Source organism: Allobosea sp. GW821-FHT12C12, from assembly GCF_058807355.1.
This window is the reverse complement of record NZ_JBXAQP010000016.1, coordinates 33,401-59,633: the sequence shown is the minus strand read 5'-3', so window position 1 is coordinate 59,633 and position 26,233 is coordinate 33,401. Positions and strand designations below refer to the sequence as shown.

27 protein-coding genes are annotated in these 26,233 nt (G+C 69.1%); 20 read left to right on the top strand and 7 right to left on the bottom strand.

Translation table 11 applies throughout. From position 1 onward, the window contains the following. Nucleotides 1-15: 15 nt before the first annotated feature. A complete protein-coding gene (locus tag AC1RRW_RS19365) occupies nt 16-816 on the bottom strand; it encodes a C40 family peptidase (RefSeq protein ID WP_492902905.1) in 801 nt (266 codons plus the stop codon). Between the two features lie 259 nt (nt 817-1,075). Here AC1RRW_RS19365 and AC1RRW_RS19360 point away from each other — a divergent pair, with 259 nt between their 5' ends. Together AC1RRW_RS19360 and AC1RRW_RS19355 are read left to right on the top strand one after the other, a co-directional pair. Next, nucleotides 1,076-1,681 (top strand): helix-turn-helix domain-containing protein, encoded by a 606-nt coding sequence (locus AC1RRW_RS19360; protein WP_492902903.1) that lies wholly within the window; start codon nt 1,076-1,078, stop codon nt 1,679-1,681. After that, complete coding sequence (locus AC1RRW_RS19355) at nt 1,678-2,211, top strand: GNAT family N-acetyltransferase (RefSeq protein WP_492902901.1); 534 nt, start codon at nt 1,678-1,680, stop codon at nt 2,209-2,211. The genes AC1RRW_RS19360 and AC1RRW_RS19355 overlap by 4 nt, the downstream gene beginning before the upstream one ends. Nucleotides 2,212-2,218: 7 nt before the next feature. On the opposite strand, the gene AC1RRW_RS19350 is transcribed toward AC1RRW_RS19355, so the two are convergent. Then, nucleotides 2,219-2,470, bottom strand: coding sequence for a DUF3297 family protein (locus AC1RRW_RS19350; protein WP_492902899.1), 252 nt, complete (start codon nt 2,468-2,470; stop codon nt 2,219-2,221). Between the two features lie 175 nt (nt 2,471-2,645). Between AC1RRW_RS19350 and AC1RRW_RS19345 the strand changes: the two genes are divergently transcribed. Continuing rightward, nucleotides 2,646-3,695 (top strand): hypothetical protein, encoded by a 1,050-nt coding sequence (locus tag AC1RRW_RS19345; protein WP_492902897.1) that lies wholly within the window; start codon nt 2,646-2,648, stop codon nt 3,693-3,695. 168 nt (nt 3,696-3,863) lie between these two features. After that, the gene (locus AC1RRW_RS19340) at nt 3,864-5,300 is read left to right on the top strand and encodes a hypothetical protein (RefSeq protein ID WP_492902895.1); all 1,437 of its coding nucleotides are present in this window, start codon (nt 3,864-3,866) and stop codon (nt 5,298-5,300) included. Between the two features lie 3 nt (nt 5,301-5,303). Here the strand turns inward: AC1RRW_RS19340 and hrcA are convergent, their stop codons facing one another. After that, nucleotides 5,304-6,392: a heat-inducible transcriptional repressor HrcA gene (hrcA, locus tag AC1RRW_RS19335; protein ID WP_492902893.1), complete on the bottom strand. Its 1,089-nt coding sequence runs from the start codon at nt 6,390-6,392 to the stop codon at nt 5,304-5,306. A gap of 175 nt (nt 6,393-6,567) precedes the next feature. Between hrcA and rph the strand changes: the two genes are divergently transcribed. From rph to hemW, 3 genes are read left to right on the top strand one after another with little or no spacing between them, the layout of a single operon-like run. Continuing rightward, entirely contained in the window at nt 6,568-7,284 is a 717-nt protein-coding gene (rph, locus tag AC1RRW_RS19330) for a ribonuclease PH (RefSeq protein ID WP_492902891.1), read from the top strand. A 1-nt stretch (nt 7,285) separates the two neighbouring features. Continuing rightward, nucleotides 7,286-7,921 carry an RdgB/HAM1 family non-canonical purine NTP pyrophosphatase gene (gene rdgB / locus AC1RRW_RS19325; protein ID WP_492902889.1) on the top strand — a complete coding sequence of 212 codons (636 nt, stop codon included), beginning with the start codon at nt 7,286-7,288 and terminating at the stop codon, nt 7,919-7,921. Continuing rightward, on the top strand, nt 7,918-9,120 hold the full coding sequence (hemW, locus tag AC1RRW_RS19320) for a radical SAM family heme chaperone HemW (protein ID WP_492902887.1): 1,203 nt from the start codon (nt 7,918-7,920) through the stop codon (nt 9,118-9,120). The genes rdgB and hemW overlap by 4 nt, the downstream gene beginning before the upstream one ends. A gap of 3 nt (nt 9,121-9,123) precedes the next feature. Here the strand turns inward: hemW and AC1RRW_RS19315 are convergent, their stop codons facing one another. Next, a complete protein-coding gene (locus AC1RRW_RS19315; protein WP_492902885.1) occupies nt 9,124-10,344 on the bottom strand; it encodes a penicillin-binding protein activator in 1,221 nt (406 codons plus the stop codon). A gap of 205 nt (nt 10,345-10,549) precedes the next feature. On the opposite strand from AC1RRW_RS19315, the gene rsmI reads away from it, so the two are divergent. The 3 genes from rsmI to gshB all read left to right on the top strand — a co-directional run bounded on the left by rsmI (nt 10,550) and on the right by gshB (nt 12,847). Then, nucleotides 10,550-11,458 carry a 16S rRNA (cytidine(1402)-2'-O)-methyltransferase gene (gene rsmI / locus AC1RRW_RS19310; protein ID WP_492902883.1) on the top strand — a complete coding sequence of 303 codons (909 nt, stop codon included), beginning with the start codon at nt 10,550-10,552 and terminating at the stop codon, nt 11,456-11,458. Further along, on the top strand, nt 11,455-11,835 hold the full coding sequence (locus AC1RRW_RS19305; RefSeq protein WP_492902881.1) for a YraN family protein: 381 nt from the start codon (nt 11,455-11,457) through the stop codon (nt 11,833-11,835). Before rsmI ends, AC1RRW_RS19305 begins: the two co-directional genes overlap by 4 nt. Nucleotides 11,836-11,908: 73 nt before the next feature. Next, nucleotides 11,909-12,847, top strand: a complete 939-nt coding sequence (gene gshB / locus AC1RRW_RS19300; protein WP_492902879.1) for a glutathione synthase — start codon at nt 11,909-11,911, stop codon at nt 12,845-12,847. A 101-nt stretch (nt 12,848-12,948) separates the two neighbouring features. On the opposite strand, the gene AC1RRW_RS19295 is transcribed toward gshB, so the two are convergent. Beyond that, nucleotides 12,949-13,725, bottom strand: a complete 777-nt coding sequence (locus AC1RRW_RS19295) for a HesA/MoeB/ThiF family protein (protein WP_492902878.1) — start codon at nt 13,723-13,725, stop codon at nt 12,949-12,951. Nucleotides 13,726-13,889: 164 nt separating this feature from the next. On the opposite strand from AC1RRW_RS19295, the gene AC1RRW_RS19290 reads away from it, so the two are divergent. The 10 genes from AC1RRW_RS19290 (at nt 13,890) to AC1RRW_RS19245 (ending at nt 23,798) form a co-directional block, all read left to right on the top strand. After that, nucleotides 13,890-14,885: a BMP family lipoprotein gene (locus AC1RRW_RS19290; protein WP_492903018.1), complete on the top strand. Its 996-nt coding sequence runs from the start codon at nt 13,890-13,892 to the stop codon at nt 14,883-14,885. A gap of 55 nt (nt 14,886-14,940) precedes the next feature. Further along, complete coding sequence (locus AC1RRW_RS19285; RefSeq protein ID WP_492902876.1) at nt 14,941-15,678, top strand: MBL fold metallo-hydrolase; 738 nt, start codon at nt 14,941-14,943, stop codon at nt 15,676-15,678. A 5-nt stretch (nt 15,679-15,683) separates the two neighbouring features. Continuing rightward, complete coding sequence (locus tag AC1RRW_RS19280; RefSeq protein ID WP_492903016.1) at nt 15,684-17,210, top strand: ABC transporter ATP-binding protein; 1,527 nt, start codon at nt 15,684-15,686, stop codon at nt 17,208-17,210. Beyond that, entirely contained in the window at nt 17,207-18,307 is a 1,101-nt protein-coding gene (locus AC1RRW_RS19275; protein ID WP_492902874.1) for an ABC transporter permease, read from the top strand. Before AC1RRW_RS19280 ends, AC1RRW_RS19275 begins: the two co-directional genes overlap by 4 nt. A gap of 163 nt (nt 18,308-18,470) precedes the next feature. Beyond that, complete coding sequence (locus tag AC1RRW_RS19270) at nt 18,471-19,445, top strand: ABC transporter permease (RefSeq protein ID WP_492902872.1); 975 nt, start codon at nt 18,471-18,473, stop codon at nt 19,443-19,445. 4 nt (nt 19,446-19,449) lie between these two features. After that, nucleotides 19,450-19,863 (top strand): cytidine deaminase, encoded by a 414-nt coding sequence (locus AC1RRW_RS19265; RefSeq protein WP_492902871.1) that lies wholly within the window; start codon nt 19,450-19,452, stop codon nt 19,861-19,863. A 62-nt stretch (nt 19,864-19,925) separates the two neighbouring features. Next, a complete protein-coding gene (locus AC1RRW_RS19260; protein WP_492902869.1) occupies nt 19,926-20,738 on the top strand; it encodes a purine-nucleoside phosphorylase in 813 nt (270 codons plus the stop codon). A 3-nt stretch (nt 20,739-20,741) separates the two neighbouring features. Continuing rightward, nucleotides 20,742-21,512, top strand: a complete 771-nt coding sequence (gene deoC, locus AC1RRW_RS19255) for a deoxyribose-phosphate aldolase (protein ID WP_492902868.1) — start codon at nt 20,742-20,744, stop codon at nt 21,510-21,512. 1 nt (nt 21,513) lies between these two features. Further along, a complete protein-coding gene (deoA, locus tag AC1RRW_RS19250) occupies nt 21,514-22,842 on the top strand; it encodes a thymidine phosphorylase (RefSeq protein WP_492902867.1) in 1,329 nt (442 codons plus the stop codon). Next, the gene (locus AC1RRW_RS19245; protein ID WP_492902865.1) at nt 22,839-23,798 is read left to right on the top strand and encodes a 2-hydroxyacid dehydrogenase; all 960 of its coding nucleotides are present in this window, start codon (nt 22,839-22,841) and stop codon (nt 23,796-23,798) included. Before deoA ends, AC1RRW_RS19245 begins: the two co-directional genes overlap by 4 nt. Before the next feature lie 177 nt (nt 23,799-23,975). Here the strand turns inward: AC1RRW_RS19245 and AC1RRW_RS19240 are convergent, their stop codons facing one another. Next, nucleotides 23,976-24,749 carry an ATP-binding cassette domain-containing protein gene (locus AC1RRW_RS19240; RefSeq protein WP_492902864.1) on the bottom strand — a complete coding sequence of 258 codons (774 nt, stop codon included), beginning with the start codon at nt 24,747-24,749 and terminating at the stop codon, nt 23,976-23,978. Between the two features lie 176 nt (nt 24,750-24,925). Then, the gene (locus tag AC1RRW_RS19235; protein WP_492903014.1) at nt 24,926-26,167 is read right to left on the bottom strand and encodes a sugar ABC transporter permease; all 1,242 of its coding nucleotides are present in this window, start codon (nt 26,165-26,167) and stop codon (nt 24,926-24,928) included. Nucleotides 26,168-26,233 lie beyond the last annotated feature (66 nt).

The following is a 26,233-nucleotide window of genomic DNA, read 5'->3' as shown; positions in this document are numbered from 1 at the left end:
CCCGCCGCCGCGACCTCAGGCCAACTGCACCTTGCCGGCCGGCGCGGGCTGTCGGCTCTCGGCCTGCGCGGGCTTGGCCCAGGTCAGAGCGCGATAGTCGAAGCCGGCCTCCAGCGTCGGCTTGACCACCGAGAAATAGGGCGAGATGTCGAAATCGCGCGGCATATAGAGCGAGTGATGCCGGATATGCAGGATCTCCTCGGCGTCGTCCTCGTCCATCGCCTGCGCATATTCGACCGTCGGCAGCACGGGATAGCGCGCCGCCTCGAAGGCCTGGGCGATCATGGTCGAGCAGATCGCCCGCGTCGGGTCGCCGGAACCGATCGCGATCATGCGCCGGCGCAGGCGCGAGGGCACCCAGGGCAGCGGCACGAGCCAGCGCAGCAGGTCGATGATGTTCTTGAGGTCGTATTGCGTGCCGAGACGGCCGAGCGCATAGGCCACGACCGTCTCGCGGCCGGCCGGATCGAGCCCCTGCGGCCGGCAGATGCGCGTGCCGAAGGCGCCATATTTCGACAAGGGCGAGAGCACGCAGCCGACATCCATCTCGACCTCGGCCAGCACCAGCGGCTCGCCGTCCTCGCTGAACTGCCCGGTGTCGCCGACATAAAGCGCCGCATGGGACCAGGTCGACTGGGTCAGGTACTTGATCGCGGTCGAGACCTTCATCCCGCCCTCGACCAGCAGCACGTCGCCGGGCTTGAGTGCGCTCCGCAGGCGCGCCAGCGCCTTCGCGTCGACAGGCCCCATCTCCTGCCGGTTTCGCGTGATGAAGCGGACGACGGAGCGCCCGAGAAAGTCCAGTCCCCTGTTCATGGCCGCGTCCCCTCGACCTTCCGCGCCCTTGAAGGCGTCGTTGAGCAGCATTCCAGCGCGAAACCCTGAATCTTTCGGCAAAATCAAGGCGTCGCGGCGCGCTGCGGCGGAGATCGTTGGGAATGTGGTGAAGACGCGGTTGACGAGTCTCTCCTTGCGTGTGGCCAGCGACCCTCATCCTGAGGAGAGCCGGGAGAGCCAGCGGGCCTTGGAAAAGCAACGGCTTGCATTTCCTATATAGTGGAATAAATCTCTTTTCATGGAGACGATGGGCGATCTCGAACTCGACCGGCGGCTGGGGTTGCGCCTCAAGGCGGAGCGTCAGGCCTGCGCCCTGACGCTCGAGGCGCTGGCCGAGCGTTCCGGCGTCAGTCGCGCCATGATCTCGCGGGTCGAGCGCGGCGAATCGAGTCCGACCGCCGCCTTGCTCGACCGGCTCTGCGCCGGCCTCGGCATCGTCCTCTCCGCACTGTTCCGCGACGACAAGCCGGCGACGGGCGCGCCGCTCGCCCGCCATGCCGAGCAGCCGGTCTGGACCGATCCCGCCAGCGGCTATGTCCGGCGCAGCCTGACTCCGCCCGGCACCGGCTCGCGGATCGAGATCGTCGAGGTCGAGATGCCTGCTGGCGGGCGCGTGCTGCTCGACGCCCCCCGGGCGACGCAGCGCCTCGACCAGCAGGTCTGGGTGCTGGCGGGCGAGATGGCCGTGACGTTGGGCGAGGCCACGCACCGGCTTTCGACCGGCGACTGCCTGCAGATGCTGCTCGACGGGCCGATCGCCTATCACAATCCAGGCGGCGAGCCGGCGCGCTATGCCGTCGTGCTGACGAACCATGACGGCCTGCCGCTGGACGGGCGGAGATGACCGAATTGGACATGATCGCGATCGAGACGCTGGCGGCGGACGATGCGCGCGAGGCCGTTCCCGCGCTTGCCGACGTGCTGGCCGACTGCGTCGGGAACGGCGCGTCCGTCGGTTTCATGCAGTGGAACGCGCTGGCCGACTATGCGGCGTTCTGGACCGGCGTCGCCGCCGATGTCGCGGCCGGACGGACGATCCTGTTCGTGGCGAGGCGGGGCGGCGCGATCGTCGGCACCGCGCAATTGCAATTGATCGGCAAGCCGAACCAGCCGCACAGGGCCGAGATCTCCAAGGTGCTGGTGCATTCCAGCGCCCGCCGGCGGGGGCTGGGCGAGGCGCTGATGCGCGCGGCTGAGGACGCGGCGCGCGAGGCGGGGCGCGATCTGCTCGTGCTCGACACCGACGAGAACGGCGCGGCGCGCCGGCTCTACAACCGGCTCGGCTGGACGGAGGTCGGCACCATCCCGCGCTTCGCCCTGATGCCCGACGGAACCGACTGCGGCTCGACCTTCTTCTACAAGAGCCTCGCCTGAGCCTCGCTCAGGCCTCCGGTCCGGCCTTGCGGAAATAGGGCTCGACCTCGCCCTTGAGCTTGACCGTCATCGGGTTGCCGAAGCGGTCCTTGGCGTTGCCGGCGGTGAGGCGGACCCAACCCTCGCTGACGCAATACTCCTCGACATTGGTCTTCTCGACGCCCTTGAAGCGGATGCCGATGTCGCGCGACAGCAACTCCTCGTCGTAGAACGGGCTGTTGGGATTGGAGGAGAGGCGGTCGGGCAGCGTGTCGGTCATGGCGAAATCTCGTGATAGCGGAGGGCTGAACGCGGCCCCCCCTACCGCGTCGGCACGGAGATGCCAAATCGATGGGCGTCGGCACAGTGGCGGTTACGAGCCTACAACCACAGCGTTTGATGTTTGCCTCGCGCAGCCTGCCATGCTTGTATGGACGTAGCGTCAGGAGGGGCGATTGCTTAGGCTGCGGGTCTTGGTTGCAAGTTGCTTTTCTTTGATTTTGGCGGGCTGCAACTCCGGTTACTTTCGAGAAGGCGTCGGGACAGAGCTGTTTGCCAGCGACGCAGTCGCTTCGGCGCAGCTTGAAGACCTTTATGTCGGAAGTCTTTGTCAGCGCGCGGGCTTTGCCTCGGCGTCTGACTCGGAAGCCTGTAGCGCGCAGCTCCGCGGCGGCGACTGGGCCGTCATCGCACAGGCCGGACTGAACGATATCGACCAGCGCTGCGACGCCTACCTCGCTTGGCTCGATACGCGCCGCCGCTCGGCAGCGCCAGTGCTTCAGCAGATTTCGGACGTGAGAACCGCGACGATCGCAATCCTCGCCGCTTCCGGCGTCGGGGTCACGCCGATTGCGATCGTCGCCTCCGCCTTCGGACTGGCCTCGAGCACCTTCAGCAATGTGCAATCGAGCCTGCTGATGCAGATCAATCACGCCACGGTGCAGTCGATCGTCCTGAATCGCCAGAGCCAGTTCCGGCGCGATCTCGCGGGGCAGTCGATCACCAACCGTCCCGCCGCGATCCACGCCTTGCGCTCCTATCTGCGCATCTGCATGCCCTTCACGATCGAGACCGAGATCAACACAACGATCACCACGTTCGAACGCGGCGGCGGCGCCGCGCTCGACCGGTCGCCGCCGCTGATCTCCGCCGATACCGTGGGGCAAGCGTTCCGGCCGGAGCAGCCCGCACGCAAGCCGGGACGTCAGCCGCAGCCGAGCCTGCCGGCCGTGAGCGATCTCATCGTCGACTATCGGCCGAACTCGCACGCGGAGCCCTATCTCAGGAACATCTTCGAACGCATTTGCGCGACCGAGGACGAGTTGAAGGCGATCGGCCAGCCAGCCGGTCAGGCCGCGTTGAAAAAACGCATCGAGTTCTTCGAAAGAACCGCTCCGCAGAAGATATTCAGCTTTAGAAACATCATCAAAAGCCCTGGCCGACTGGACGACCAGGAAATGCGCGAGATTGCAGACAAGAACCTCACTTGCCAGATGCTGCAATAACGCCACTGCTCAGCGTCGAGGCCGCCAGCAAAACAAGATCACGACACCGGGGGACACGCCGCCATGATACACAGGACAATCGGGCTCGCTAATCTGTTCCGGAAGCCAACCACCAACTCTCCGGTCGTGGCGTCGTTGTCTCTCGGTTCGGAGGTGATGACGGTGTCGTTGTCGACCTTCGAGGAAATCGACGTCGCCGAAGAGTCGAACGGCTTTGTGTTCGTCGCCAACCCGCGCGAAGAGATGGGCTGGATCGAAAGGCGGTTGCTGAACGACTTCAAGCGCCCGGATATCGACATCCGGTCTCTGGTGCTGGAGGCGATGAAAGCCGAGAACGATCTGAATGAGGAGCCTGAAACCGCCCCGTTCTTCGTGACCGCCGATTTCGTGCTCGCGCGTGGATTGATCGCTACGGGGCTTTCCAACTCGGACCCGCGCGCCAGCGGGCCCGATGGCTTCGGGCCCTTCCGCGTCAGCCGTGACGAATGGAAGGCGTTCCTTCATGAAAGCGGCAAATCGCGTCAGTTCTCGCCCGATGGCTGGGACAGTCCAATCCAGCAGATTTGGGCGGCGAGCTACCGCATGCATCACGATGCCGCCAGGCTCGCCGCCAAACAGACCGGCGACGACGACTACGTGCCAAGCTATCTCGACCTCTTCCACGCCTATCTGTTCGATAGCGCCGAAGCCGCGCTGTTGCTGGCCAAGCTGTCGGCTCAGATCACGAAGGATGGAGGCCTCGACACGCAGGTCGCGGATCAATCGGTCGAGAAGGCGCTCGCCGTCCTGCTCCCCGCTGCGGTGTTCCCCGCCCTCTATGCGGCGCGCTCGGAATTTTTCGGCACCGCACAGGCGCCCGCGACAGTAAGGGAGTTCCTGATCCAGACCGCTGCTGCATTAGGTCAGCGGATGGATGACGCCTTCCGGCTCATCGCCACGCACGCTCCGCAGTTGCTGCCGCCGGTAAAGCCGGAGGCGCCCTTGGACGCCAAGGTCGGAACGACCGAAGGCCTGGGCGACGCCGCAGGCCGCGGCGGCGGGCTTCTCGGGCGCCTGATCGGTGGCGGCGAGGGCGGCTCCGGCGAAGCCGCCTATCGTGCCTTCAACCGCGGCCGGGCAGGCGATTCGCAGGGCAAGAGCCTGCCCTTCGAGACGATGACGCTGGCGGAGGTGATGAAACGGCAAAGAAAGGGCAATCCCGACCGCATCTTCGCGACCGGAAAGTATCAAGTGATTCCCGGGACGCTGGCGGAGGCGGTGGCGAAGCTCGATCTCGATACCAGCCGCCTCTACGACCCGCCGATGCAAGAGCTGATTTTTCGCCAGTATCTCGTCCGGGGCAAACGGATGCGGATCTTCAACTACATTACCGGCAAGAGCAACGATCTCTTCGGAGCTCAGATGGCGCTCGCGCAAGAATTCGCCTCCGTCGGGCGACCGGATTCGGGGCGTTCCTACTACGGCGGGATCGCCGGCAATGCCGCCTCGATCAGGCCATCGCGAAGCGCCGATGTTCTCAGACGCGAACGCGAAGCCTTTGCTTCGAAAGCTCAGGAACTTGGCAACCGCGAGAAAGCGTGGCTCGCGTTGTCGAGCGAATTCTGAGCCTCACCGCCCGCCATCCAGCAGCCGTCCGACCACTTTCGCCGTGTAGTCGACCATCGGCACGATGCGGGCATAGTTCAGCCGCGTCGGGCCGATGATGCCGACGACGCCGACGATGCGCTGCTCGGCGTCGCGGAAGGGCGCCGCGACCATCGAGGAGCCCGACATCGAGAACAGCTTGTTCTCCGAGCCGATGAAGATCCGCACGCCGTCGCCGGCCTCGGCGCGGGCGAGCAGGTCGATGACGTCGGTCTGGGTTTCGAGATCGCCGAACAGGAGCCGGATGCGCTCCAGATCCTCCTGCGCCCGCAAATCCTCCAGCAGATTGGCCTGTCCGCGCACGATCAGATGGCGGTCGCTCGACGGCCCGGACGAGGTGGCGATGCCGCTTTCGACGAGGCGCGCCGTCAGCGCGTCGAGTTCGCTTTCCATCTGCGCGCGGTGCTCGGCGATCTCGCGGCGCAAATCGCCGAGAGTCTTGCCCATGACGCGGGCGTTGAGGAAGTTCGCGGCCTCCGTCAGCGCCGAGGCCGGCAGTCCGGGCGGCAGCGCGAGCAGCCGGTTCTCGATCGTGCCGTCATCGGCGACGAGCACGACGAGCGCGCGGGCCGGGTCGAGCCTGACGAACTCGATATGCTTGAGCCGGGCATTGGCCTTGGTGGTGACGACGACGCCGGCCCCGCGCGAGAGGCCCGACAGCAGCGCCGAGGCTTCAGTCAGCGTGCCGTCGAGCGTGCGCCCGGTCGCGGCGGCCTTCATCTGCGCCTCGATGCGGGTGCGCTCGTCGGAGGTCAGGTTGCCGACCTCCATCATCGCATCGACGAAGAAGCGCAGGCCCCGCTCGGTCGGCAGGCGGCCGGCGGAGGTGTGCGGCGCATAGATCAGCCCCGCCAGTTCCAGATCGGTCATGACGTTGCGCACGGTCGCGGGCGAGAGCGACATCGGCAGCAGGCGGGCGATGTTGCGCGAGCCGACGGGCTCGCCGGTGGCGAGATAGCCGTCGATGATCTGGCGGAAGATCTCGCGCGAGCGCAGATCGGTCTCGATCAGCCCGCCGGGGGATTCCGGCCGCATCGGGGTGTGGGCGCTCATGTCAGGCGGAGATCGGGTTGACCATTTGGGCATTCTCGGCTCGGGCCATGGGGGGATCAAGCGAAAACGAGATGTGGCTACACGCCCTCCCCCTCGGGGGAGAGAAAGAGCCTTTCCTTGCTCCGTCGAGCCCGACCGCCTACAAGCCGCCGACCTCGAAAATCAGGATTTCCCCATGCGACCCTCCAAACGCGCCGCCGACGAGATGCGCAAGGTCACGCTCGAACGCGGCGTCGTGCGCTATGCCGAGGGCTCCTGCATGGTGACGTTCGGCGAGACCAGGGTGCTCTGCGCCGCGACCGTCGAGGAGAAGGGACCGCCCTGGCTGCGCGGCAGCGGCAAGGGCTGGGTCACGGCCGAATATTCGATGCTGCCGCGCGCCACGCATGAGCGCACGCGCCGCGAGGTCACCTCCGGCAAGCCGTCCGGCCGCACGCAGGAGATCCAGCGGCTCGTCGGACGCTCGCTTCGCGCCGTGGTCGACCTGACCGCGATCGGCGAGCGCCAGATCGTCGTCGATTGCGACGTGATCCAGGCCGATGGCGGCACGCGCACGGCCTCGATCACCGGGGCCTGGGTCGCGCTGCACGACGCGCTGAAATGGATGGAGGGGCGCGGCATGCTGAAGGGCGCGAACCCGCTCAAGGATCATGTCGCGGCGATCTCCTGCGGCATCGTCGCCGGCAACCCGGTGCTCGACCTCGACTATATCGAGGATTCCGGCGCGCAGACCGACGCCAATTTCGTCATCACCGGCTCGGGCGGCCTCGTCGAGGTCCAGGGCACGGCCGAGGGCGCGCCGTTCTCGGAGGAGGAGCTTCTGGCGCTGCTGAAGCTCGCCAGGGACGGGGTCGGCAATCTGGTCGCGCTGCAGAAGGCCGCGGTGTCGTGAGATGAGCGGTCGCCGCCTCCTCACCGGAAAAGTCGTGCTCGCGACCCACAACAAGGGCAAGCTCGTCGAGATGCGCGAGCTGATGGCGCCCTATGGGATCGAGCTCGCCTCGGCCGGCGAACTCGGCCTGCCCGAGCCCGAGGAGGACGGCTACATGTTCTCCGAGAACGCCGCGATCAAGGCGGTTGCGGCCTGCAAGGCGTCCGGGCTGCCGGCGCTCTCGGACGATTCCGGGCTCTGCGTCGATGCTCTCGACGGCGCGCCGGGGCTGTTCTCGGCGAACTGGGCGGGGCCGGGCAAGGATTTCAAGCCGGCGATGGCGCGCGTGCTGGCCGAACTCGCCAGGCGCGGCGCGACCGCGCCCGAGCAGCGGCGGGCGCATTTCACCTCGGCTCTGGCGATCGCCTGGCCGGACGGGCATCAGGAGCTGTTCGAGGGCCGCGTCTTCGGCGCGATCGTCGACGCGCCGCGCGGCACGGGCGGCTTCGGCTACAACCCGATCTTCCAGCCCGATGGCTACGCCGAGACCTTCGCCGAGATGTCGACCACGGTGAAGAGCGGAACCGACGAGGCGCTCTCGCACCGGGCGCGCGCCTTCGCGCGGCTCGCCGCCGCCTGCCTGCGGAAACCGGCGTGAGCGCGTCCGCCGCCCTGCTGGAACGGCCCGGCGCGCCCGAACACCCGACCAGCGGCGCGGGATTCGCCGTCTATGTGCACTGGCCGTTCTGCCTGGCCAAATGCCCCTATTGCGACTTCAACTCCCATGTCCGGCTGGTGCCGCCGGACCAAGCCCGCTTCGTCTCGGCCTTCCGGCGCGAGATCGCCCATCGCGCCGCGCTCGCGCCCGGCCGGACCGTCTCCTCGATCTTCTTCGGCGGCGGCACGCCTTCGCTGATGGAGGGGCGGACCGTTGGCGCGATCCTCGATGCGATCGGGGAGCACTGGGCCGTCGATCCGGATTGCGAGGTCTCGCTGGAGGCCAATCCGACCAGCGTCGAGGCCGAGCGTTTCGCCGATTTCCGTGCGGCGGGGGTCAACCGGGTCTCGCTCGGCGTGCAGGCGCTGAACGACGCCGACCTCAAGGCGCTCGGGCGGATGCATTCGACGCAGGAGGCTCTGGACGCGGTCGCGATCGCGCGAAAATATTTCGAGCGCTATTCCTTCGACCTGATCTATGCCCGCTCGCCGACCCAGACGCCGGCGCTCTGGCGGGCGGAACTCGAACTCGCGATCGGCCACGCGGCCGAGCATCTCTCGCTCTACCAATTGACGATCGAGCCCGACACCGCCTTCGAGCGGCTGTTCAAGGCCGGCAGGCTCGCCATGCCCGACCATGAGGCGGGCGCCGTGCTCTACGAGATCACGCAGGAGATCACGGCCAGGCACGGCCTGCCGGTCTACGAGATCTCGAACCACGCCCGGCCGGGCGCGGAGTGCCGACACAACCTGGTCTACTGGCGCTACGGCGAATATGCCGGGATCGGGCCGGGCGCGCATGGCCGGCTGGTCACGGGCGAGGGCCGCATGGCGCAATCGACCGAGAAGCGCCCCGAGACATGGCTTGCCCGCGTCGAGGCGGAAGGGCACGCGCTGGTCGAGGACGAGAGCCTCAACGCCGAGGCGCAGGGCGACGAATATCTGCTGATGGGCCTGCGGCTGGTCGAGGGTATCGACCCGGCGATCTTCACCGCGCTGTCGGGGCGGGCGCTGAAGACGCAGCGGGTCGAAAGCCTGATCGGCGACGGGCTGCTGATGCGAAGGCCCGGCGGCAAGCTGGCCTGCACGCCCGACGGAGCGCTGCTGCTGGACGCGGTGGTGGCTGATCTGGCGGCGTAAAGCCTACTGCGTCCGCGGCCCGAGATCGCGCGGAGCGGCGTTGACCGTGACGATCTGGCCGTTGCGCAGTTCGAGCACCGCCAGCCCGCGCTCGACGCGACCGTCAGGGCGGAAGCGGAAGACGCCGTCGGCGCCGGCGAAACCCGACGGATTGGTCAGGACGCTTTCCGAGAAGCGCTGCGTGCCTTGCGTGCGCGCCAAAGCGGCGGCGAGCGAGACGGCGTCATAGGCCAGCGTCGCGGTCCGCGTCGGGGCGCTGTTGAAGCGCTGCTGGTAGCGGCCGGCGAAGGCGTTGAACCCCGCCGTGTCGGGCGAGGCGAACCAGCCGCCCTGGATCGCCGGGACGCGGGCGACATTGCCGTCGTTCCAGACGCCGGTGCCGAGCGGCTTGACCTTGGCCGGATCGTAGCCGCCCTGCTGCAGGGCGAGGCCGAGCGCCGGCATGGTATCGGCGGCCGCCGGGACGAAGAGCGCGTCGGCCTGGATGAGCGCGGGCGCGAGCTTGGCCACGGCGGCGCGCATGCTGGCCGGGTCCGAGCCGAAGCGCTCGATCGCGACGGCGCGCGCACCGCGGTCGGCCACGGCCTGCCGGAACGCCGCCTCGACGACGTTGCCATAGGAGGTGTCCGGCAGCAGCGCCGCAAAAGATTTCCTGCCTTGAGCCGAGGCATAAGCGATGACGCGGTTGACGTCGTTCTCGGGCGGGAAGGAGAGCAGATAGACGTTGCGGCCCGCGACGTTGCTGTCGCTGGAGAAGGCCATCACCGGCTTGCCGCCGCCGCGCGCGACCTGCGCCGTCGCCTGGACGGAGGGCGCGAAGAGCGGCCCGATGATCAGCTCGGCCCCTTCCGACAGCGCTTCCTGGGCCGCGGCCTGAGCGCCCTGGGGCGTGCCGCGATCGTCCTTGACCAGCAGCGTCAAATCCGCGCCGGGAAACTCGGCCAGCGCCATCTCGGCCGCGTTCCTCAGCGCATTGCCGACGGTCGCGCCCTGCCCCTCCGCCGTCAGCGGCAGGATGAGCCCGACCCTGATCTTGCCCTGCCCGATGGTCTGGCCGGTCGGCGCGGTCCCGCCCTGCGGCTGCGCCTGCTGATTGTCTAAGCCCGGCAGGCCCGAGGTGCCGCCGCCGCAGGCGGCGAGCGCCAGCGCGAGCGCGAGGATGGGCGCGGCCAGACGGATGGCCGGGACCGAAAGGACCGAAGCGCGGTTCCGATGACGCAACACGGGGGGAGTCTCCAGTCCTGGGTCAGTCGTTCCTCACCGGGGCGACGCGAAGCCCCCCCGACAGCGCAGTCCCCCGACCGTTGGGCTTTCCTGCCAGTCCGGCATGGTATTTTCAAGTTGTTAACTCTGGGTTGCGATCGCGGCAAGGCGCACAAGCAGACGCCCGGCCGTGGCGCGGGTGGCGGCGCTGTGGCAGGTTGCGGCGATGTCGAGCCCCCCGCCCGCGCCGCGCCAGCCGAGCTACACCGCCTTCGGGCTCAAGGCGGAGGCCGAGCCGCTCGCGCCCGGGCTGCACATCGTCGCGACGCCCATCGGCAATCTGCGCGACATCTCGTTTCGGGCGCTGGCGACGCTGGCCGCGGCCGACGCCGTGCTGGCCGAGGACACAAGGACCTCGAAGACGCTGCTGGCGCATTACGGCATCTCGACGCCGCTCTATCCCTATCACGAACACAATGCCGAGCAGATGCGGCCCCGGATTCTCGGCAAGCTGCGCGAGGGCGGCAGGCTCGCGCTGATCTCGGACGCCGGCACGCCGCTGGTCTCCGATCCTGGCTACAAGCTCGTGGCGGAGGTGGTCGCGGAAGGCCTGCCGGTCACCGGCATTCCCGGCCCCTCGGCCGTGCTGGCGGCGCTGGTGCTGGCCGGCCTGCCGACCGACCGCTTCTTCTTCGAGGGTTTTCTGCCGCCAAAGGCTGCGGCGCGGCGCGGGCGGCTGACCGAACTCGCGGCCATTCCAGGCACACTGGTCTTCTTCGAATCGCCGCGCCGACTGGCCGAGATGCTGTCGGACGCCGCGTCGGTGCTCGGCGCACGACCTGCGGCGGTGGCGCGCGAACTGACCAAGTTCCACGAAAACGTCCGGCGCGGGCCGCTGGCGGCGCTCGCGGCGCATTACGAGGCCGAGGAGGAGGCGCGCGGCGAGATCGTCGTGATCATCGGCCCGCCGGGCGCGAGCGAACTCGCTCCGGCCGACGACGCCATCACCGAGAAGCTGCGCGCCGCGCTTGCGTCCGTATCGCTGAAGGAAGCGGTGGCGCGGGTCGCGGCCGAGACCGGCCAGCCGCGCCGCAAGGTCTATGCCCGCGCCCTCGAACTGACGCGGGACCCTTGAGCAAATCGCGCCGCAGCGCCCGCGCCAAGCGCTCCGGCAAGGTCGGCCTCCGCTCGGAATGGCTTGCCATCCTCTGGCTCCGGGCCAAGGGCTACCGGCTGCTGGCGCGCCGCTTCGGCGGCAAGGGCGGCGAGATCGACCTGATCATGAAGCGCGGGCGCAGCGTCGTCTTCGTCGAGGTCAAGCGGCGCGGCCTGATGGAGGAGGCGCTGATATCGATCACGCCGGGCAAGCGCCGGCTGGTCGCGGCCCGCATCCGGCAATGGCTGGCGCGGAATCCGTGGGCGATGGACCATGATCTGCGGGTCGACGCGGTGTTCCTCGCGCCACTGCGCTGGCCAAGGCATGTGACGAACGTGTTTCAGCTTGCCCTGTGAGACAAGGCACTCCCACTTGCCGATGCGACGCGCGCCCGGCCATAAGAGCGCGCCAGAGACCGGAGCGCTTGCCATGACCCTGACCGTCGCCATCCAGATGGACCCGATCGAGCGCCTCCGGATCGCCGGCGACACAGGCTTCTCGCTGATGCTGGAGGCGCAGGCGCGCGGGCACACGCTCTACGCCTACACGCCCGACAAGCTGACCTTGCGCGACGGCAAGGTCACGGCCCGGATCAGGCCGGTCACGGTGCGCGACCAGGAGGGCGACCATTTCACCGCCGGTTCCGGGGAGCGCGTCGATCTCTCGACCCTCGACGTCGTGCTGCTCAGGCAGGACCCGCCCTTCGACATGGCCTATGTCACGACGACGCATCTGCTCGAGCGCATCCATCCGAAGACGCTGGTGGTCAACGATCCGGCCGAGGTGCGCAACGCGCCGGAAAAAATCCTGGTCACGCATTTTCCCGAACTGATGCCGCAGACGCTGATCACGCGCGACAGGGCCGAGATCGAGGCGTTCCGCGACGAGTTCGGCGAGATCGTGATGAAGCCGCTCTACGGCCATGGCGGCGCGAGCGTGTTCAAGACCGGCAAGGACGACCCGAATTTCGGCTCGCTCTACGATCTCTTCGCCGGCATCTTCCGCGAGCCCTGGGTGGTGCAGCGCTTCATGAAGGAGGTCTCGGCCGGCGACAAGCGCATCATCCTGATCGACGGCAAGGCGGCCGGCGCGGTCAACCGCGTGCCGGCGACCGGCGACCTGCGCGCCAACATGGTGCGCGGCGGCGCGGCGGCCCCGACCGACCTGTCGAGGCGCGAGCTCGAGATCTGCGAGGCGATCGGCCCGACGCTGCGCGAACGCGGCCTGCTGCTCGTCGGCATCGACGTGATCGGCGGCAACCTGACCGAGATCAACGTCACCGCGCCGACGGGCGTGCGCGCCATCAAGAAGCTCGGCGGGCCGGACCTCGCGGCGCAGCTCTGGGACGTGATCGAAAGCAAGCGCTGAACGGGGCGCGCCGCTCGGCGCCGGCCATGAGCGCACGCGGGAAAGCGGCTGCATCGGCCGCGATCGCCCGGCGTTCGAGCGGCAAGTCTGCCTGCACGCCTCTATCGCTGCGTGCCGCTCAGCGGATTTGCCGCATCCCAGCGATAGCGCATCGTCTCGAAGCGCATCGTCGTCGCATCGACCAGCAGCAGCTTGCCGACCAGCGGCTCGCCGAAGCCGGTCACAGCGCGGATGACCTCAAGCGCCATCAGCGAACCCATGACGCCGGCGAGCGCGCCGAGCACGCCGGCCTCGGCGCAGGGCGCGACCGTGCCGGGCGGCGGCTCCGTGGGAAAGAGGCAGCGATAGCTCGGGTTCGGCGCGCCGTCGGCGCCGCGCTCATGGGCGCGGATCGTCGTCAGCGAGCCGTCGAAGCGGCCGAGCGCGGCGGTGACCAGCGGCTTGCGCTCGTGGAAGCAGGCATCCGAGACGGCGTAGCGCGTCGCGAAATTGTCCGAGCCCTCGGCGACCACGTCGTAGAAGGCGATCAGGGCGCGGGCATTGTGCGGGTCGATGCGGGTGACGTGTTCCTCGACGACGACGTTGGGGTTGAGCTGGCGGATGAACTCCGCGGCCGCGACCGCCTTGTGCGCGCCGACATCCTGCGTGCGGAAAATGGTCTGGCGCTGCAGGTTCGAGAGCGAGACGACGTCGTCGTCGACGATGCCGATCTTGCCGATGCCGGCGGCGGCCAGATACTGGATCAGCGGCGCGCCGAGCCCGCCCGCGCCGACCACCAGCAGGCGCGCGTTCCTGAGCCGGTTCTGGCCCGGCCCGCCGATCTCGGGCAGGACCAGATGGCGGGCATAGCGCTCGATCTCGTCGTCGGTCAGGCTCATCGCCAAGGGTTAGGCCGAAGCCGGAGCTTCGGCAATCCTCGCGGCGGGGGTCGCAGCATGCTGGCCCGCCGCCGCTTGGCCGCGCCGCGAAGCCGTGCCATCGTGCGCCCATGGAGGAGCAAAACTAATCGCTCCGCGTCATCGACAGGGGAATTTCCATGCGTCTGAAGTCTTTCGCGCTGGCGCTGGCCGGCGTCGCCCTCTCGGCCGTGGCGGCGATGGCGCAGACGGCGATCAAGCCGGCGATCGTCTACGACAAGGGCGGCAAGTTCGACAAATCCTTCAACGAGGGCGCCTTCAACGGGGCCGAGCAGTTCAAGAAGGAGACCGGCGTCGAGTTCCGCGACTTCGAGCCGACCAACGACGCCCAGATCGAGCAGGCGCTGCGCCGCTTCGCCCGCGACGGCAACTCGCCGATCATCGCCGTCGGCTTCAGCCAGGCGACGGCGCTGCAGAAGGTCGCGGCCGAATTCCCGGACCTGAAGTTCACCATCATCGACATGGTGGTGGAATTGCCCAACGTGCAGTCGGTCGTGTTCAAGGAGCATGAGGGCTCCTATCTCGTCGGCCTGCTCGCCGGCATGGCCTCGAAGTCGAACAAGGTCGGCTTCGTCGGCGGCATGGACATCCCGCTGATCCGGAAATTCGCCTGCGGCTACGTCCAGGGCGTCAAGGCGGCCAAGAAGGACGCCGAAATCTTCCAGAACATGACCGGCTCGACGCCGGCGGCCTGGAACGACCCGGTCAAGGGCGGCGAGCTCGCCAAGTCGCAGATCGACCGCGGCGCCGACGTGATCTACCACGCGGCGGGCGGCACCGGCATCGGCGTGCTGCGCGCCGCCGCCGACGCCGGCAAGCTCGGCATCGGCGTCGATTCCAACCAGAACGGCCTGCAGCCCGGCAAGGTGCTGACTTCGATGCTGAAGCGCGTCGACGTCGCGACCTATGCCTCGTTCAAGGGCGCGCGCGACGGCAGCTGGAAAGCCGGCATCTCGGTGCTCGGCCTCAAGGAGGACGGCGTCGGCTGGGCGCTCGACGACGCCAACAAGGCGCTGATCACCCCGGAGATGAAAACCGCCGCCGACAAGGCCCGCGCCGACATCATCTCGGGCGCGGTCAAGGTGCACGACTACATGTCGGACTCCAAGTGCACGATGTAGGCAGGCTCGGCCTGCTCCCCTCCTCGGGGGGAGAGGTCGTCGCGCCTCCAGCGCCATGAAGATCACCATCCTCGGCTCCGGCGACGCCTTCGGCTCGGGCGGGCGGTTCAACACCTGCCTCCATGTCGAGGCGGGCGCCGACCGGATGCTGCTCGATTGCGGTTCGTCCAGCCTGGTGGCGCTGAACCAGGCCGGGATCGCGCGCAACGGCCTGTCCGCACTGCTGTTCACGCATTTCCACGCCGATCATTTCGGCGGTCTGCCGGTCTTCCTGCTCGATGCGCAATTCGTCTCGAAGCGCCGGGAGCCGCTGCTGATCGCCGGGCCGGCCGGCATCGAGGGCTGGTGCTGGCGCGCGATGGACGCGCTCTTCCCCGGCGACCGCTCGCTCGGCTGGCGCTTTCCGATCCGGTTCCTCGAAATCACGCCGGAGACGCCCGCGACCGTCGCGGGCGTCGCGGTCTCCGCCTTCCCGATGGTCCATGACGCGCGCGCCGGCCCCTGCCAGGGCTATCGCCTGTCGGCCGACGGCACGATCTTCGCCTATTCCGGCGACACGACCTGGACCGATGCGCTGATCGGGCTGGCCGAGGGGACGGATGCGATGCTGATCGAGTGCTATTCCTGGGAGACGAAGCTCGCGAACCATCTCGACTATGCCAGCATCAGTGCCAATCGCGCGAAACTGGCGACGAAGCGGCTGATCCTGATCCATATGGGACCGGCCATGCTCGCGCGCGACGAAGCCCTGCCCGAGGAACGCGCCTTCGACGGCATGGTGATCGCGCTGTGACGCACATCCCCGCCCCCGCCATCGAGCTTGTCGGCATCTCCAAGCGCTTCGGCGCGGTGCAGGCCAACAAAGACGTGTCGCTTTCGGTGGCGGCCGGCTCGATCCACGGCATCGTCGGCGAGAACGGGGCCGGGAAATCGACGCTGATGTCGATCCTCTACGGCTTCTACGAGGCCGATTCCGGCGAGATCAGGATCGGCGGAAAGCCACGCGCGATCAGATCGTCGGGCGACGCCATCGCGGCCGGCATCGGCATGGTCCACCAGCACTTCATGCTGGTCGAGACGCTGTCGGTGGTCGAGAACGTCGTGCTCGGCGCGGAAGGCGGCGCGTTCCTGAAAAGCGGGCTCGGCAAGGCGCGGGCCGAACTCGCACGGCTCTCGCAGGACTATGGGCTGGCGATCGATCCCGACGCCATCGTCGGAGAACTCTCGGTCGGGTTTCAGCAGCGCGTCGAGATCCTGAAGGCGCTCTATCGCGGCGCCGGCATCCTGATCCTCGACGAGCCGACCGCGGTGCTGACCCCGCCGGAGGCCGACCAGCTCTTTGCGCTGCTGCGGGCGCTCAAGGGCCAGGGCAAGACGGTGATCCTGATCACGCACAAGCTGCGCGAGATCATGGACGTGACCGACGCCGTCTCGGTGATGCGACGCGGCGAGATGGTGGCGCATCTGCGCACCTCCAAGACGTCGCCGCCGGAACTGGCGGAAGAGATGGTCGGCCGGCGCGTGCTGCTGCGCGTCGAGAAGCAGCCGCGCGAGCGGGGCGCGCCGGTGCTCGAGGCGGTCGGGCTCAGCGTCGCCGACGCGCGCGGCGTCGCGCTCCTGAACGAGGCCAGCCTGACGCTGCACGCGGGTGAGATCGTCGGCATCGCCGGGGTCGCCGGCAACGGCCAGAGCGAGCTGCTCGACGTGCTCGCCGGACTGACGGCGCCGTCGCGCGGCGTGATCCGGCTCGGCGGCCAGATCCTCGCGGCGTCGGACCGCACGCCGGCCAATCTGCGCCGACTCGGGCTGATGCATATCCCCGAGGACAGGCAGAAGGCCGGCCTCGTCACCGCCTTCTCGGCGGCCGAGAACGCGATCCTCGGCTACCAGAACGAGTCCGCCTTCGGCGCCGGCCCGTTCCTGTCGCCGCGTGCCATCGCCGCCCATGCGCGCGAGGCCTTCGCGGCCTATGACGTGCGACCGCCCGACCCCGCGCTCAAGACCGCGAATTTCTCCGGCGGCAACCAGCAGAAGATCGTCCTCGCCCGCGAGATCGAGCGCGCGCCCAAGGTGCTGCTCGTCGGCCAGCCGACGCGCGGCGTCGATATCGGTGCGATCGAGTTCATCCACCGCCGGCTGATCGCGCTGCGCGACGCCGGCGTCGCGATCCTCTTGGTCTCGGTCGAGCTTGAGGAGGTGATGGCGCTGTCGGACCGGATCCTGTGCATGTGCGGCGGCCGCATCACCGGCGAGCGCGCGGCAGAGGCGACGGACGAACGCGATCTCGGGCTGCTGATGGCCGGCGTGACGGAGCGCGCGGCGTGAGCGCCGCCCCCGTCGCCCTGCCGCGCTGGGCCGACGCCGGGCTCGTTCCGCTCGTCTCGGTCGCGGCCGCGCTCGTCGTCGCCGGGCTCGTCGTGACCGGCATCGGCGAGAGCCCGCTGGAAGCGACCGCGCTCTTGCTGCGCGGATCGCTCGGCAGCGCCGAGGGGCTGGCCTTCACGCTCTACTACACCACGAACTTCATCTTCACGGGACTGGCCGTCGCGGTCGCCTTCCATGCCGGGCTGTTCAACATCGGCGGCGAGGGGCAGGCGACGATCGCCGGCATCTTCGCCGCGCTCGCCTGCCTCTGGCTCGCGCCCCTGCCCGGCATCGTATTGGTGCCGCTGGCGATCCTGGCCGCCGCGGCGGGCGGGGCGCTCTACGGCTTCATCCCCGGCTGGCTGCAGGCGACGCGCGGCAGCCATGTCGTGATCACCACGATCATGCTCAACTTCATCGCCGCGACGCTGCTGGTCTATCTGCTGGTCGAGAAGATCGGCAAGCCGGGCTCGATGCAGCCGGAGACGCCGGAGTTCGCCAAACACGCCATCCTGACGCCGATGCATCTCCTGCTCGCGCCGCTAGGCATAACGCTGCCGGCGACGCCGCTGAATTCGGCCTTCCTGCTCGCGATCGCCGCGCTCGTCGCGGTCTGGGCCCTGATCTTCCGCTCGCGGCTGGGCTACGCCATCCGCACCACCGGCGCCAATCCGAGGGCCGCGGCCTATGCCGGCATCTCGCCGGCGCGCATCAGCATGGTGGCGATGGCGATCTCGGGCGCGCTGGCCGGCGGGCTCGCGGTCAACGAGGCGATGGGCGTGCAGCAGCGGCTCGTGCTCGATTTCACCGCCGGCTACGGCTTCGTCGGCATCGCGGTGGCGCTGATGGGGCGCGGCCATCCGGTCGGCGTGGCGCTCGCCGCCGTGCTGTTCGGCATCCTCTATCAGGGTGGAGCCGAGCTTTCCTTCGACAAGCCGACCATCACCCGCGACATGGTCGTCGTCATCGGCGGCGTCATCATCCTGTTCGCCGGCGCCCTCGACGGGCTGTTTCGACGCGTGGTGGCGAGCGGGCTTCGACTGGGGCGGGTGGCATGAGCGGGCGCTTCCCCTTGTCATTCCGGGCCTTCGCGCAGCGAAGAACCCGGAACCCACGAGCAAGCTCACCCGGTTGCAACCGTTTCAGCAACGCTCCCCCGGTCGTGGGTTCCGGGTCCGGTCCTGCGGACCGCCCCGGAATGACAAGGGGGGGCCGCTGACCATGGAGTGGGTCCAGACCCTCGCGGTCATCCTCGATTCCGGCATCCGGCTCTCGATCCCGCTGCTCTGCGCCGCGATGGCGGGGTTGTGGTCGGAGCGGGCCGGCGTCGTCGATATCGGGCTCGAGGGCAAGATGCTGGTCGCGGCCTTCGCCGCCGGCGTTATCGCGTATCAGAGCGGTTCGGCCTGGGCCGGGCTTGGCGCGGGCATGCTCGCCGCGATCCTGCTCTCGCTGGTGCATGGCTTCGCCGCCATCACCTGGCGCGGCAACCAGATCGTCTCCGGCGTCGCGATCAACATGCTGGCGGCCGGGCTCACCGTGATCCTCGGCAATGCCTGGTACGGACAGGGCGGGCGCACGCCCTCGCTGGAGGGGGCGGCGCGGTTTCCCGACATCGCGCTGCCCTTCGCCGCGACGGCGCGCCAGACTATTCCTATCGTCGGCACGCTCTATGACGAGGTCGTCTCCGGCCAAGCCGCGCTGGCCTATCTCGCCGTCGCCAGCGTCGCGCTGACCGCCTTCGTGCTGAAGCGGACACGCTTCGGGCTTCGCTTGCGGGCGGTCGGCGAGAACCCGGCCGCGGTCGACACCGCCGGCATTTCGGTCGCCGGCCTGCGCTATGCGGCGGTGGTGATCTGCGGCGCGCTCTGCGGGCTCGGCGGCGCCTATCTCGCGGTGTCGCAATCGGCCGGTTTCCTGCCGCACATGACGGCAGGCAAGGGCTTCATCGCGCTGGCGGCCGTGATCTTCGCCAACTGGCGGCCGGTGCCGGCGCTCTGGGCCTGCCTGCTCTTCGGCATGCTGGACGCGGTCGCGATCCGGCTGCAGGGCGTCGCGCTGCCCGGAATCGGGCTCGTGCCGGTGCAGGCGATCCAGGCCCTGCCCTATCTGATGACGGTGATCCTGCTCGCCGGCTTCATCGGCAAGTCGACCCCGCCCAAGGCCTCGGGCCTGCCCTATGTCAAGGAACGCTGAGCCGATGCCGGCCGCCGGGCCCGATTTCGATGCGCTGTTTGCCGCCGCGAAAGCCGCCCAGGCGCGCGCCTATGCGCCCTATTCGCGGTTCAGGGTCGGCGCGGCGCTGATCGCCGACGACGGGGCGGTCTATTCAGGCTGCAACGTCGAGAACGCCGCCTACCCCTCCGGGGCCTGCGCCGAGCAGGGCGCGATCTCGGCGATGATCGCGGGCGGCGGGCGCAGGATCGCGGCGCTGCTGGTCTTCGGCGAGGGCGAGGAACTGGTGACGCCCTGCGGCGCCTGCCGGCAGCGCATCCGCGAGTTCGCCGAACCCGGCACGCCGGTCGCGGTCGCCGGTCCCGACGGCATCCGCGACCGCTTTTCGCTTTCGGTCCTGTTGCCAGCCTCGTTCGGACCGGCCAACTTGCGGCGGTGATTTGCGCCGGCCGGGTTCCGGGTCCGCGTGACGAATTGCACGGGCTGCGGGGGCGGACCAGTATGGCGGTGGATGCGATCTTCGACGAGGCTGCTTCGACGCTGATTGATCGGGGGATCGATGGCCCGATCGACTGCGCGATCGTGCTCGGCACAGGGCTCGGCCGCGTCGTCGAGGAGATGCAGACCAGGGTCACGATCCCCTATTCGGACATCCCCGGCTTTCCGAAGGGCGAGGTGTCCGGCCATGCCCGCCAGCTCAGCTACGGCTCGCTCCACGGCAAGCAGGCGCTGATCTTCCAGGGCCGGGCGCATTACTACGAGACCGGTGATTCCGCCGCGATGAAGGTTCCGATCGGCATGCTCGCCGCCTTCGGCTCGCCGCCGCTGATCCTGACAAACGCGGCCGGATCGCTGAGAGCCGATCTGCGGCCGGGCGGCATGGCGCTGATCACCGACCACGTCAACTTCAACGGCCCCAACCCGCTGATCGGCGACGACGGCGACGGCCGCTTCGTGCCGATGGTCGATGCCTACGACCCGCATCTGCGGGCGCGGCTGAAGCGGGCGGCGGCCGGGGCCGGAACCCATCTCGGCGAAGGCGTCTATATGTGGTTCGCCGGGCCGAGCTTCGAGACACCGGCCGAGATCCGCATGGCCAGGACGATGGGCGCGGACCTCGTCGGCATGTCGACCGTGCCCGAGGTCATCCTGGCGCGGCGCTACGGCATCCGGGTCGCCGGCATCTCGGTCGTCACCAATATGGGCGCGGGCCTGCTCGGCGGCGCGCCGAGCCATGGCGAGACGCGAGACACGGCACTGGCCGCGCTGACCGGCCTGCGCCGCCTGCTGCGCGGCTTCATGACGGAGCTCTGAACCATGTCCGACGCCGCCCTCGCCGCCCGCGCGCTCGCGCTGCTCGACCTGACCGATCTCGGCGACGAGGCGACGGAAGAGGGCGCCCTGGCGCTCTGCGCCAGGGCCATGGCGGCGCCCGTGCCGGCGGCCGCGGTCTGCATCTGGCCGCGCCATGTCGCGGCGGCGCGCAAGGCGCTCGGCGACGGCCCGGTCAAGATCGCGACCGTGGTGAATTTTCCAGAGGGCGGCACGCCGATCGCGCCGGTGCTGCGCGAGACCGAGGCCGCGCTCGCCGACGGGGCCGACGAGATCGACCTCGTCCTGCCCTGGCGCATGGTCCTGACCGGCTACACCGTCGGCGCGAAGTCGATGGTCGGCAACGTCAAGAACCGCTGCGGCGACAAGCTGCTCAAGGTCATCCTCGAGACCGGCGAATATCCCGACGCCGCGACGATCCAGACCGCCAGCGAACTCGCGATCGCGAACGGCGCGGACTTCATCAAGACCTCGACCGGCAAGACGCAGCGCTCCGCCACGCTGGCGGCGGTGCGCGTGATGCTGGGCGTGATCGGGCTGGCGCGGCGGCCGATCGGCATCAAGCCGTCGGGCGGCATCCGCACGCTCGCGGACGCCAGGGGCTATCTCGCGCTCGCGGACGCGATGATGGGCGAGGACTGGGCGACGCCGGCGACCTTCCGCTTCGGCGCGAGCGGGCTGCATCAGGTGCTGCTCGACGCGATCGCGGGCGAGGCTGGCGGCAAGGCCGCCGGAGAGGCGAGCGGACCCTATTGAGATGAAGCTGACGCAGGAGATCATCGCCGCCAAGCGCGACGGCCAGGCCTTGCCGGACGAAGACATCCGCCAGCTCGTCGCCGGTCTGACCGACGGCTCGGTCGGCGAGGGCCAGGCGGCCGCCTTCGCGATGGCGGTGTTCTTCCGCGACATGGACGAGGCCGAGCGCGTCGCGCTGACATTGGCGATGCGCGATTCCGGCACGGTGCTGAACTGGGACGACCTGCCGGGGCCGGCGCTCGACAAGCACTCGACCGGCGGCGTCGGCGACACGGTGAGCCTGCCTTTGGCGGCGGCGGTCGCGGCCTGCGGCGGCCATGTGCCGATGATCTCGGGCCGCGGGCTCGGCCATACCGGCGGCACGCTCGACAAGCTCGACGCGGTGCCGGGCTATGTCACGCAGCCCGACAGCGACCTCTTTCGCAAGGTGGTGCGGGAACAGGGCTGCGCCATCATCGGCCAGACCGCCGATCTCGCCCCGGCCGACAAGCGGCTCTACGCCATCCGGGACGTGACCGCGACGGTGGAGTCGCTGCCGCTGATCACGGCCTCGATCCTGTCGAAGAAACTCGCGGCCGGGCTGCATGGGCTGGCGATGGACGTGAAGTTCGGCTCCGGCGCCTTCCTGCCCGACCCGGTCAAGGCGCGCGCGCTTGCCCGCGCGCTGGTCGACGCCGCCCATGGCGCGGGCCTGCCGACCACGGCGCTTTTGACCGACATGGCCGAGCCGCTGGCGAGCGCCGCCGGAAACGGGCTCGAAGTCGCCTACGCGCTCGACCATCTGACGGGCAGGCGCCGCGAACCGCGCTTCCATCGGGTCACGGTCGCGCTGGCGGCCGAGATGCTGCTGCTTGGCAAGCTCGCGAACGATATCGCCGAGGCGACGGCGAAGATCGAGGCCGCCTTCGCCACCGGGGCGGCCGCCGAGCGCTTTTCCCGCATGGTCGCGGCGCTGGGCGGGCCGTCCGATCTGCTTGAAAATCCTGAAAAGCATCTCGCCGCGGCGCCGATCGCCCGGCCGGTCTTCGCGACGACGCCGGGCGTCGTCCAGGGCGTCGATACGCGCGCCGTCGGGCTCGCCGTGGTGGCGTTGGGCGGCGGGCGCACCCGCCCGCAGGACGCGATCGACCACGCGGTGGGCATCGTCGACCTCGCCGGCATCGGTGACGCGGCCGGGCTGGACCGCCCGCTCGGAATCGTCCATGCGCGCAGCGAGGCCGGCTTCGACGCGGCTCGGGCGCGCCTGCGTCAGGCCTATCTCATCACGGATGGACGGGCCGGACATGGCCCGCTGATCACGGACCGCATCACGGAGAGTTCGAGCCCATGAGCCTGCTGCTGGCGATGTCGGTGTGGCATGTCGAGGACTGGCGCGACCGCTTCAAGGCCGAACTGCCCGACATGCCCGTCGTGATCCTGGGCGAGGCCTTCGACCGCCGCGCCGTGCATTACGTCGCGAGCTGGAAGCACCCGCCGGGCAGCCTCGCCGGCCTGCCGAACCTCGCCGCGATCTTCTCGCTCGGGGCCGGCGTCGACCATCTCTTCGCCGACGAACGGCTGCCCGAGGTCCCGATCGCGCGTGTCGTCGATCCCGACCTGACGACGCGGATGAGCGAATACATCGTGCTGCACTGCCTGATGTTCCTGCGCCAGCAGCGCCGCTACGACGCCCAACAGCGGGCCGGAAGCTGGGAGGACGACCGCAACCAGCCGTCGGCGAGGTCCGTGCGCGTCGGCATCATGGGGCTGGGCGAACTCGGGCTCGACGCCGTCCGCAAGCTCCAGATCATGGGCTTCGACGTCGCCGGCTGGAGCCGCTCGCCGAAGGCCGTCGAGGGGCTTGCCGGTGAAAGCCTTGCGACCTTTGCCGGCGAGGACGGCATGGCGGCGTTTCTCGCGCGCACGGACATCCTCGTCAGCCTGCTGCCGCTGACGCCAGAGACGCGCGGGATGATCGACGCCAAGCTGCTTTCGGGTCTGGCGCGGGACGGGCGGCTCGGCGGGCCGTTCCTGATCAATGCCGGGCGCGGCGGCCTGCAGGTCGAGGCCGACATCCTCGCCGCGCTGGAGGCCGGCACGCTCAAGGGCGCGGCGCTCGACGTGTTCGAGACCGAGCCGCTGCCGGCGCAATCCCCGCTCTGGAGCCATCCGGCCGTGACGGTGACGCCGCACAACGCCGCGATGTCGGAGCCGGAAGCGGTCGCGAGCCTGATCGCGGCGCAGATCCGGCGGCTGGAGGCGGGCGAGCCGCTGGAGCACGTGGTGGATCCGACGCGGGGGTATTGAGCCGCCCTTTGTCATTCCGGGGCGCTGCGCGGCAGCGAACCCGGAACCCACGATCGAATGAGCTTGATCGACCGGAGATGAGAATCTCGCCCGGTGGCGGGTTCCGGGTCCGGCCCTTCGGGCCGCCCCGGAATGACAGGGGTGGATCGTCACACGATCCCCATCCTGCCGTCGTCCCTACCCCCGCAGCGCCCCCGGCCCCGGCGTCGCTCCGGCCGGGCACTTGCCCGAGATGATCATCCCCAGCACCTCGTCCTGCGTCACGTCGGCGACGCGGGCGCTCCCGACGACGCGGCCGTTCTTCATCACGCTGACGCGGTCGGCGAGGTCGAAGACGTCGTGGAGGTCGTGGCTGATCAGGAAGATACCGATGCCCTGCTTCTTGAGTTCGAGGATCAACTCGGCGACCTGCCTGGTCTCGGCCGGACCGAGCGCCGCCGTCGGCTCGTCCATGATCAGCACGCGGGCGTTGAAATAGATCGCGCGCGCGATCGCGACCGACTGGCGCTGGCCGCCCGACAGCGCCTTCACCGGCTCCTTGAAGCGGCGGAAATGCGGGTTGAGCCGGCCCATTACCTTGCGCGTTTCCGATTCCATCGTCGCGTCGTCGAGAGTCAGCCAGGGCGTCAGCAATTCGCGGCCGAGGAAGATGTTGGCGGCGGCGTCGACATTGTCGGCGAGCGCCAGCGTCTGGTAGATCGTCTCGATGCCGTGGCGCTTGGCGTCGCGCGGGGATGCGATCGCGACCGGCTCGCCGGAGACCCGAATCTCCCCCGCATCGGCCTTGTAGGCGCCCGAGAGGATCTTGATCAGGGTCGATTTGCCGGCGCCGTTATGGCCGAGCAGGCCGACGACCTCGCCGGCATGGAGATCGACGCTGGCGCCGTCGACCGCCTTGATGCCGCCGAAGGCGATGGAGATGTCGCGCATCTCGACGAGGGGCGTCGTCATGTCCTTCAACGGGCTCCCCATCCGTCATTCCGGGGCGCCGCATGGCGGCGAACCCGGAACCCACGACCGGAAGAGCGCGATCGACCGGGCTTGATTTGAAGTCGTACCCGGTCGTGGGTTCCGGGTTCTCGCTTCGCGAGCCCCGCAATGACAAGAAAGGTTGGCGCGCCCATCCCTCACCCCAGCCGCTTGCGGTAGATGCCGTCGAGCCAGACGGCGACGACGAGCACGAGCCCGACGACGATGTTCTGCAGCGGCGTGTCGACGCCGATCAGCACCATGCCCGACTGGAGCGACTGCATGACGAGCGCGCCGAGCATCGCGCCCGTGATCGTGCCGACGCCGCCGGCGAGCGAGGTGCCGCCGATGACGGCCGCCGCGATGACGTAAAGCTCGTCGAGCTGGCCGGCCGAGTTCGTCGCGGCGTTGAGGCGCGCCGTCGAGATGCAGGCCGAAACGCCGACGAGCGCGCCCATCAGCCCGTAGACCAGCATCAGCACTTTTCGCGTGTTGACGCCCGAAAGCTGCGCGGCTTCCGGATTGCCGCCGATGGCGAAGACATAGCGGCCGAAGCGCAGCCGCGTGGTCAGGAAGGTGATGGCGACGCCGACCGCCAGCGCCAGCAGCACCGGCACGGCGAGCCCATGGCCGATGACGAGCCCGCCGGGCGGCCAGACCAGCCCCCTGGCCTCGGTGAGACGGCGGGCGATGCCGGCGGGCAGCGGATAGGCATTGGCGATCGCAACCGTGGCGACGACCGCGCCGCAGGCGACGCCCGCGACCAGCGCCTCGGCCCAGAGCGGGCGCAACGCGAAGCCGAAGCGGCGACGCCGGCGACGCGCCAGCACGACCCCGGCAAGGATCAGCGCGCAGATGACCAGCCCGATCGCCCAGGAGGCGGAGGTTCCGATCGCGCCCTCGATGCCGCCGCCGAGCGGCCGGAAGCGCGAGTCCATCGGGGCGATGGTCTGGCCCTGCGTGACCCACCAGGCCGAGCCGCGCCAGACCAGCAGGCCGCCCAGCGTGACGATGAAGGAAGGAATGGCGAGATAGGCGATCAGCGCGCCCTGGAACAGGCCGATCAGGCCGCCGAGCCCGACCGCGACGAGAAGGCTGACGATCCAGGTCAGCGGGTGCTCGAAGCCCCAGATCTCCGGCAGCAGCCTGACCTGCACGAGGCCGACGACCATGCCGACGAAGCCGAGCATCGAGCCGACCGAGAGGTCGATGTTGCGGGTGACGATGACAAGCACCATGCCGCAGGCCATCACCGCGATCGACGCCGTCTGGACCAGGAGGTTCCAGAGATTTCGCGGCGTGAGGAACGCCCCGCCGGAGAGCCAGTTGAAGCCGATCCAGATCACGGCGAGCGCCGCGACCATGCCGATCATGCGCGGATCGACCTCGATCTCGCGCATGCGGTCGGCGAGCGAGCGCGAACCCCGTGCGGGAGCTGCCTGCGCCGGGGCGGCCGGCGCGGGGGC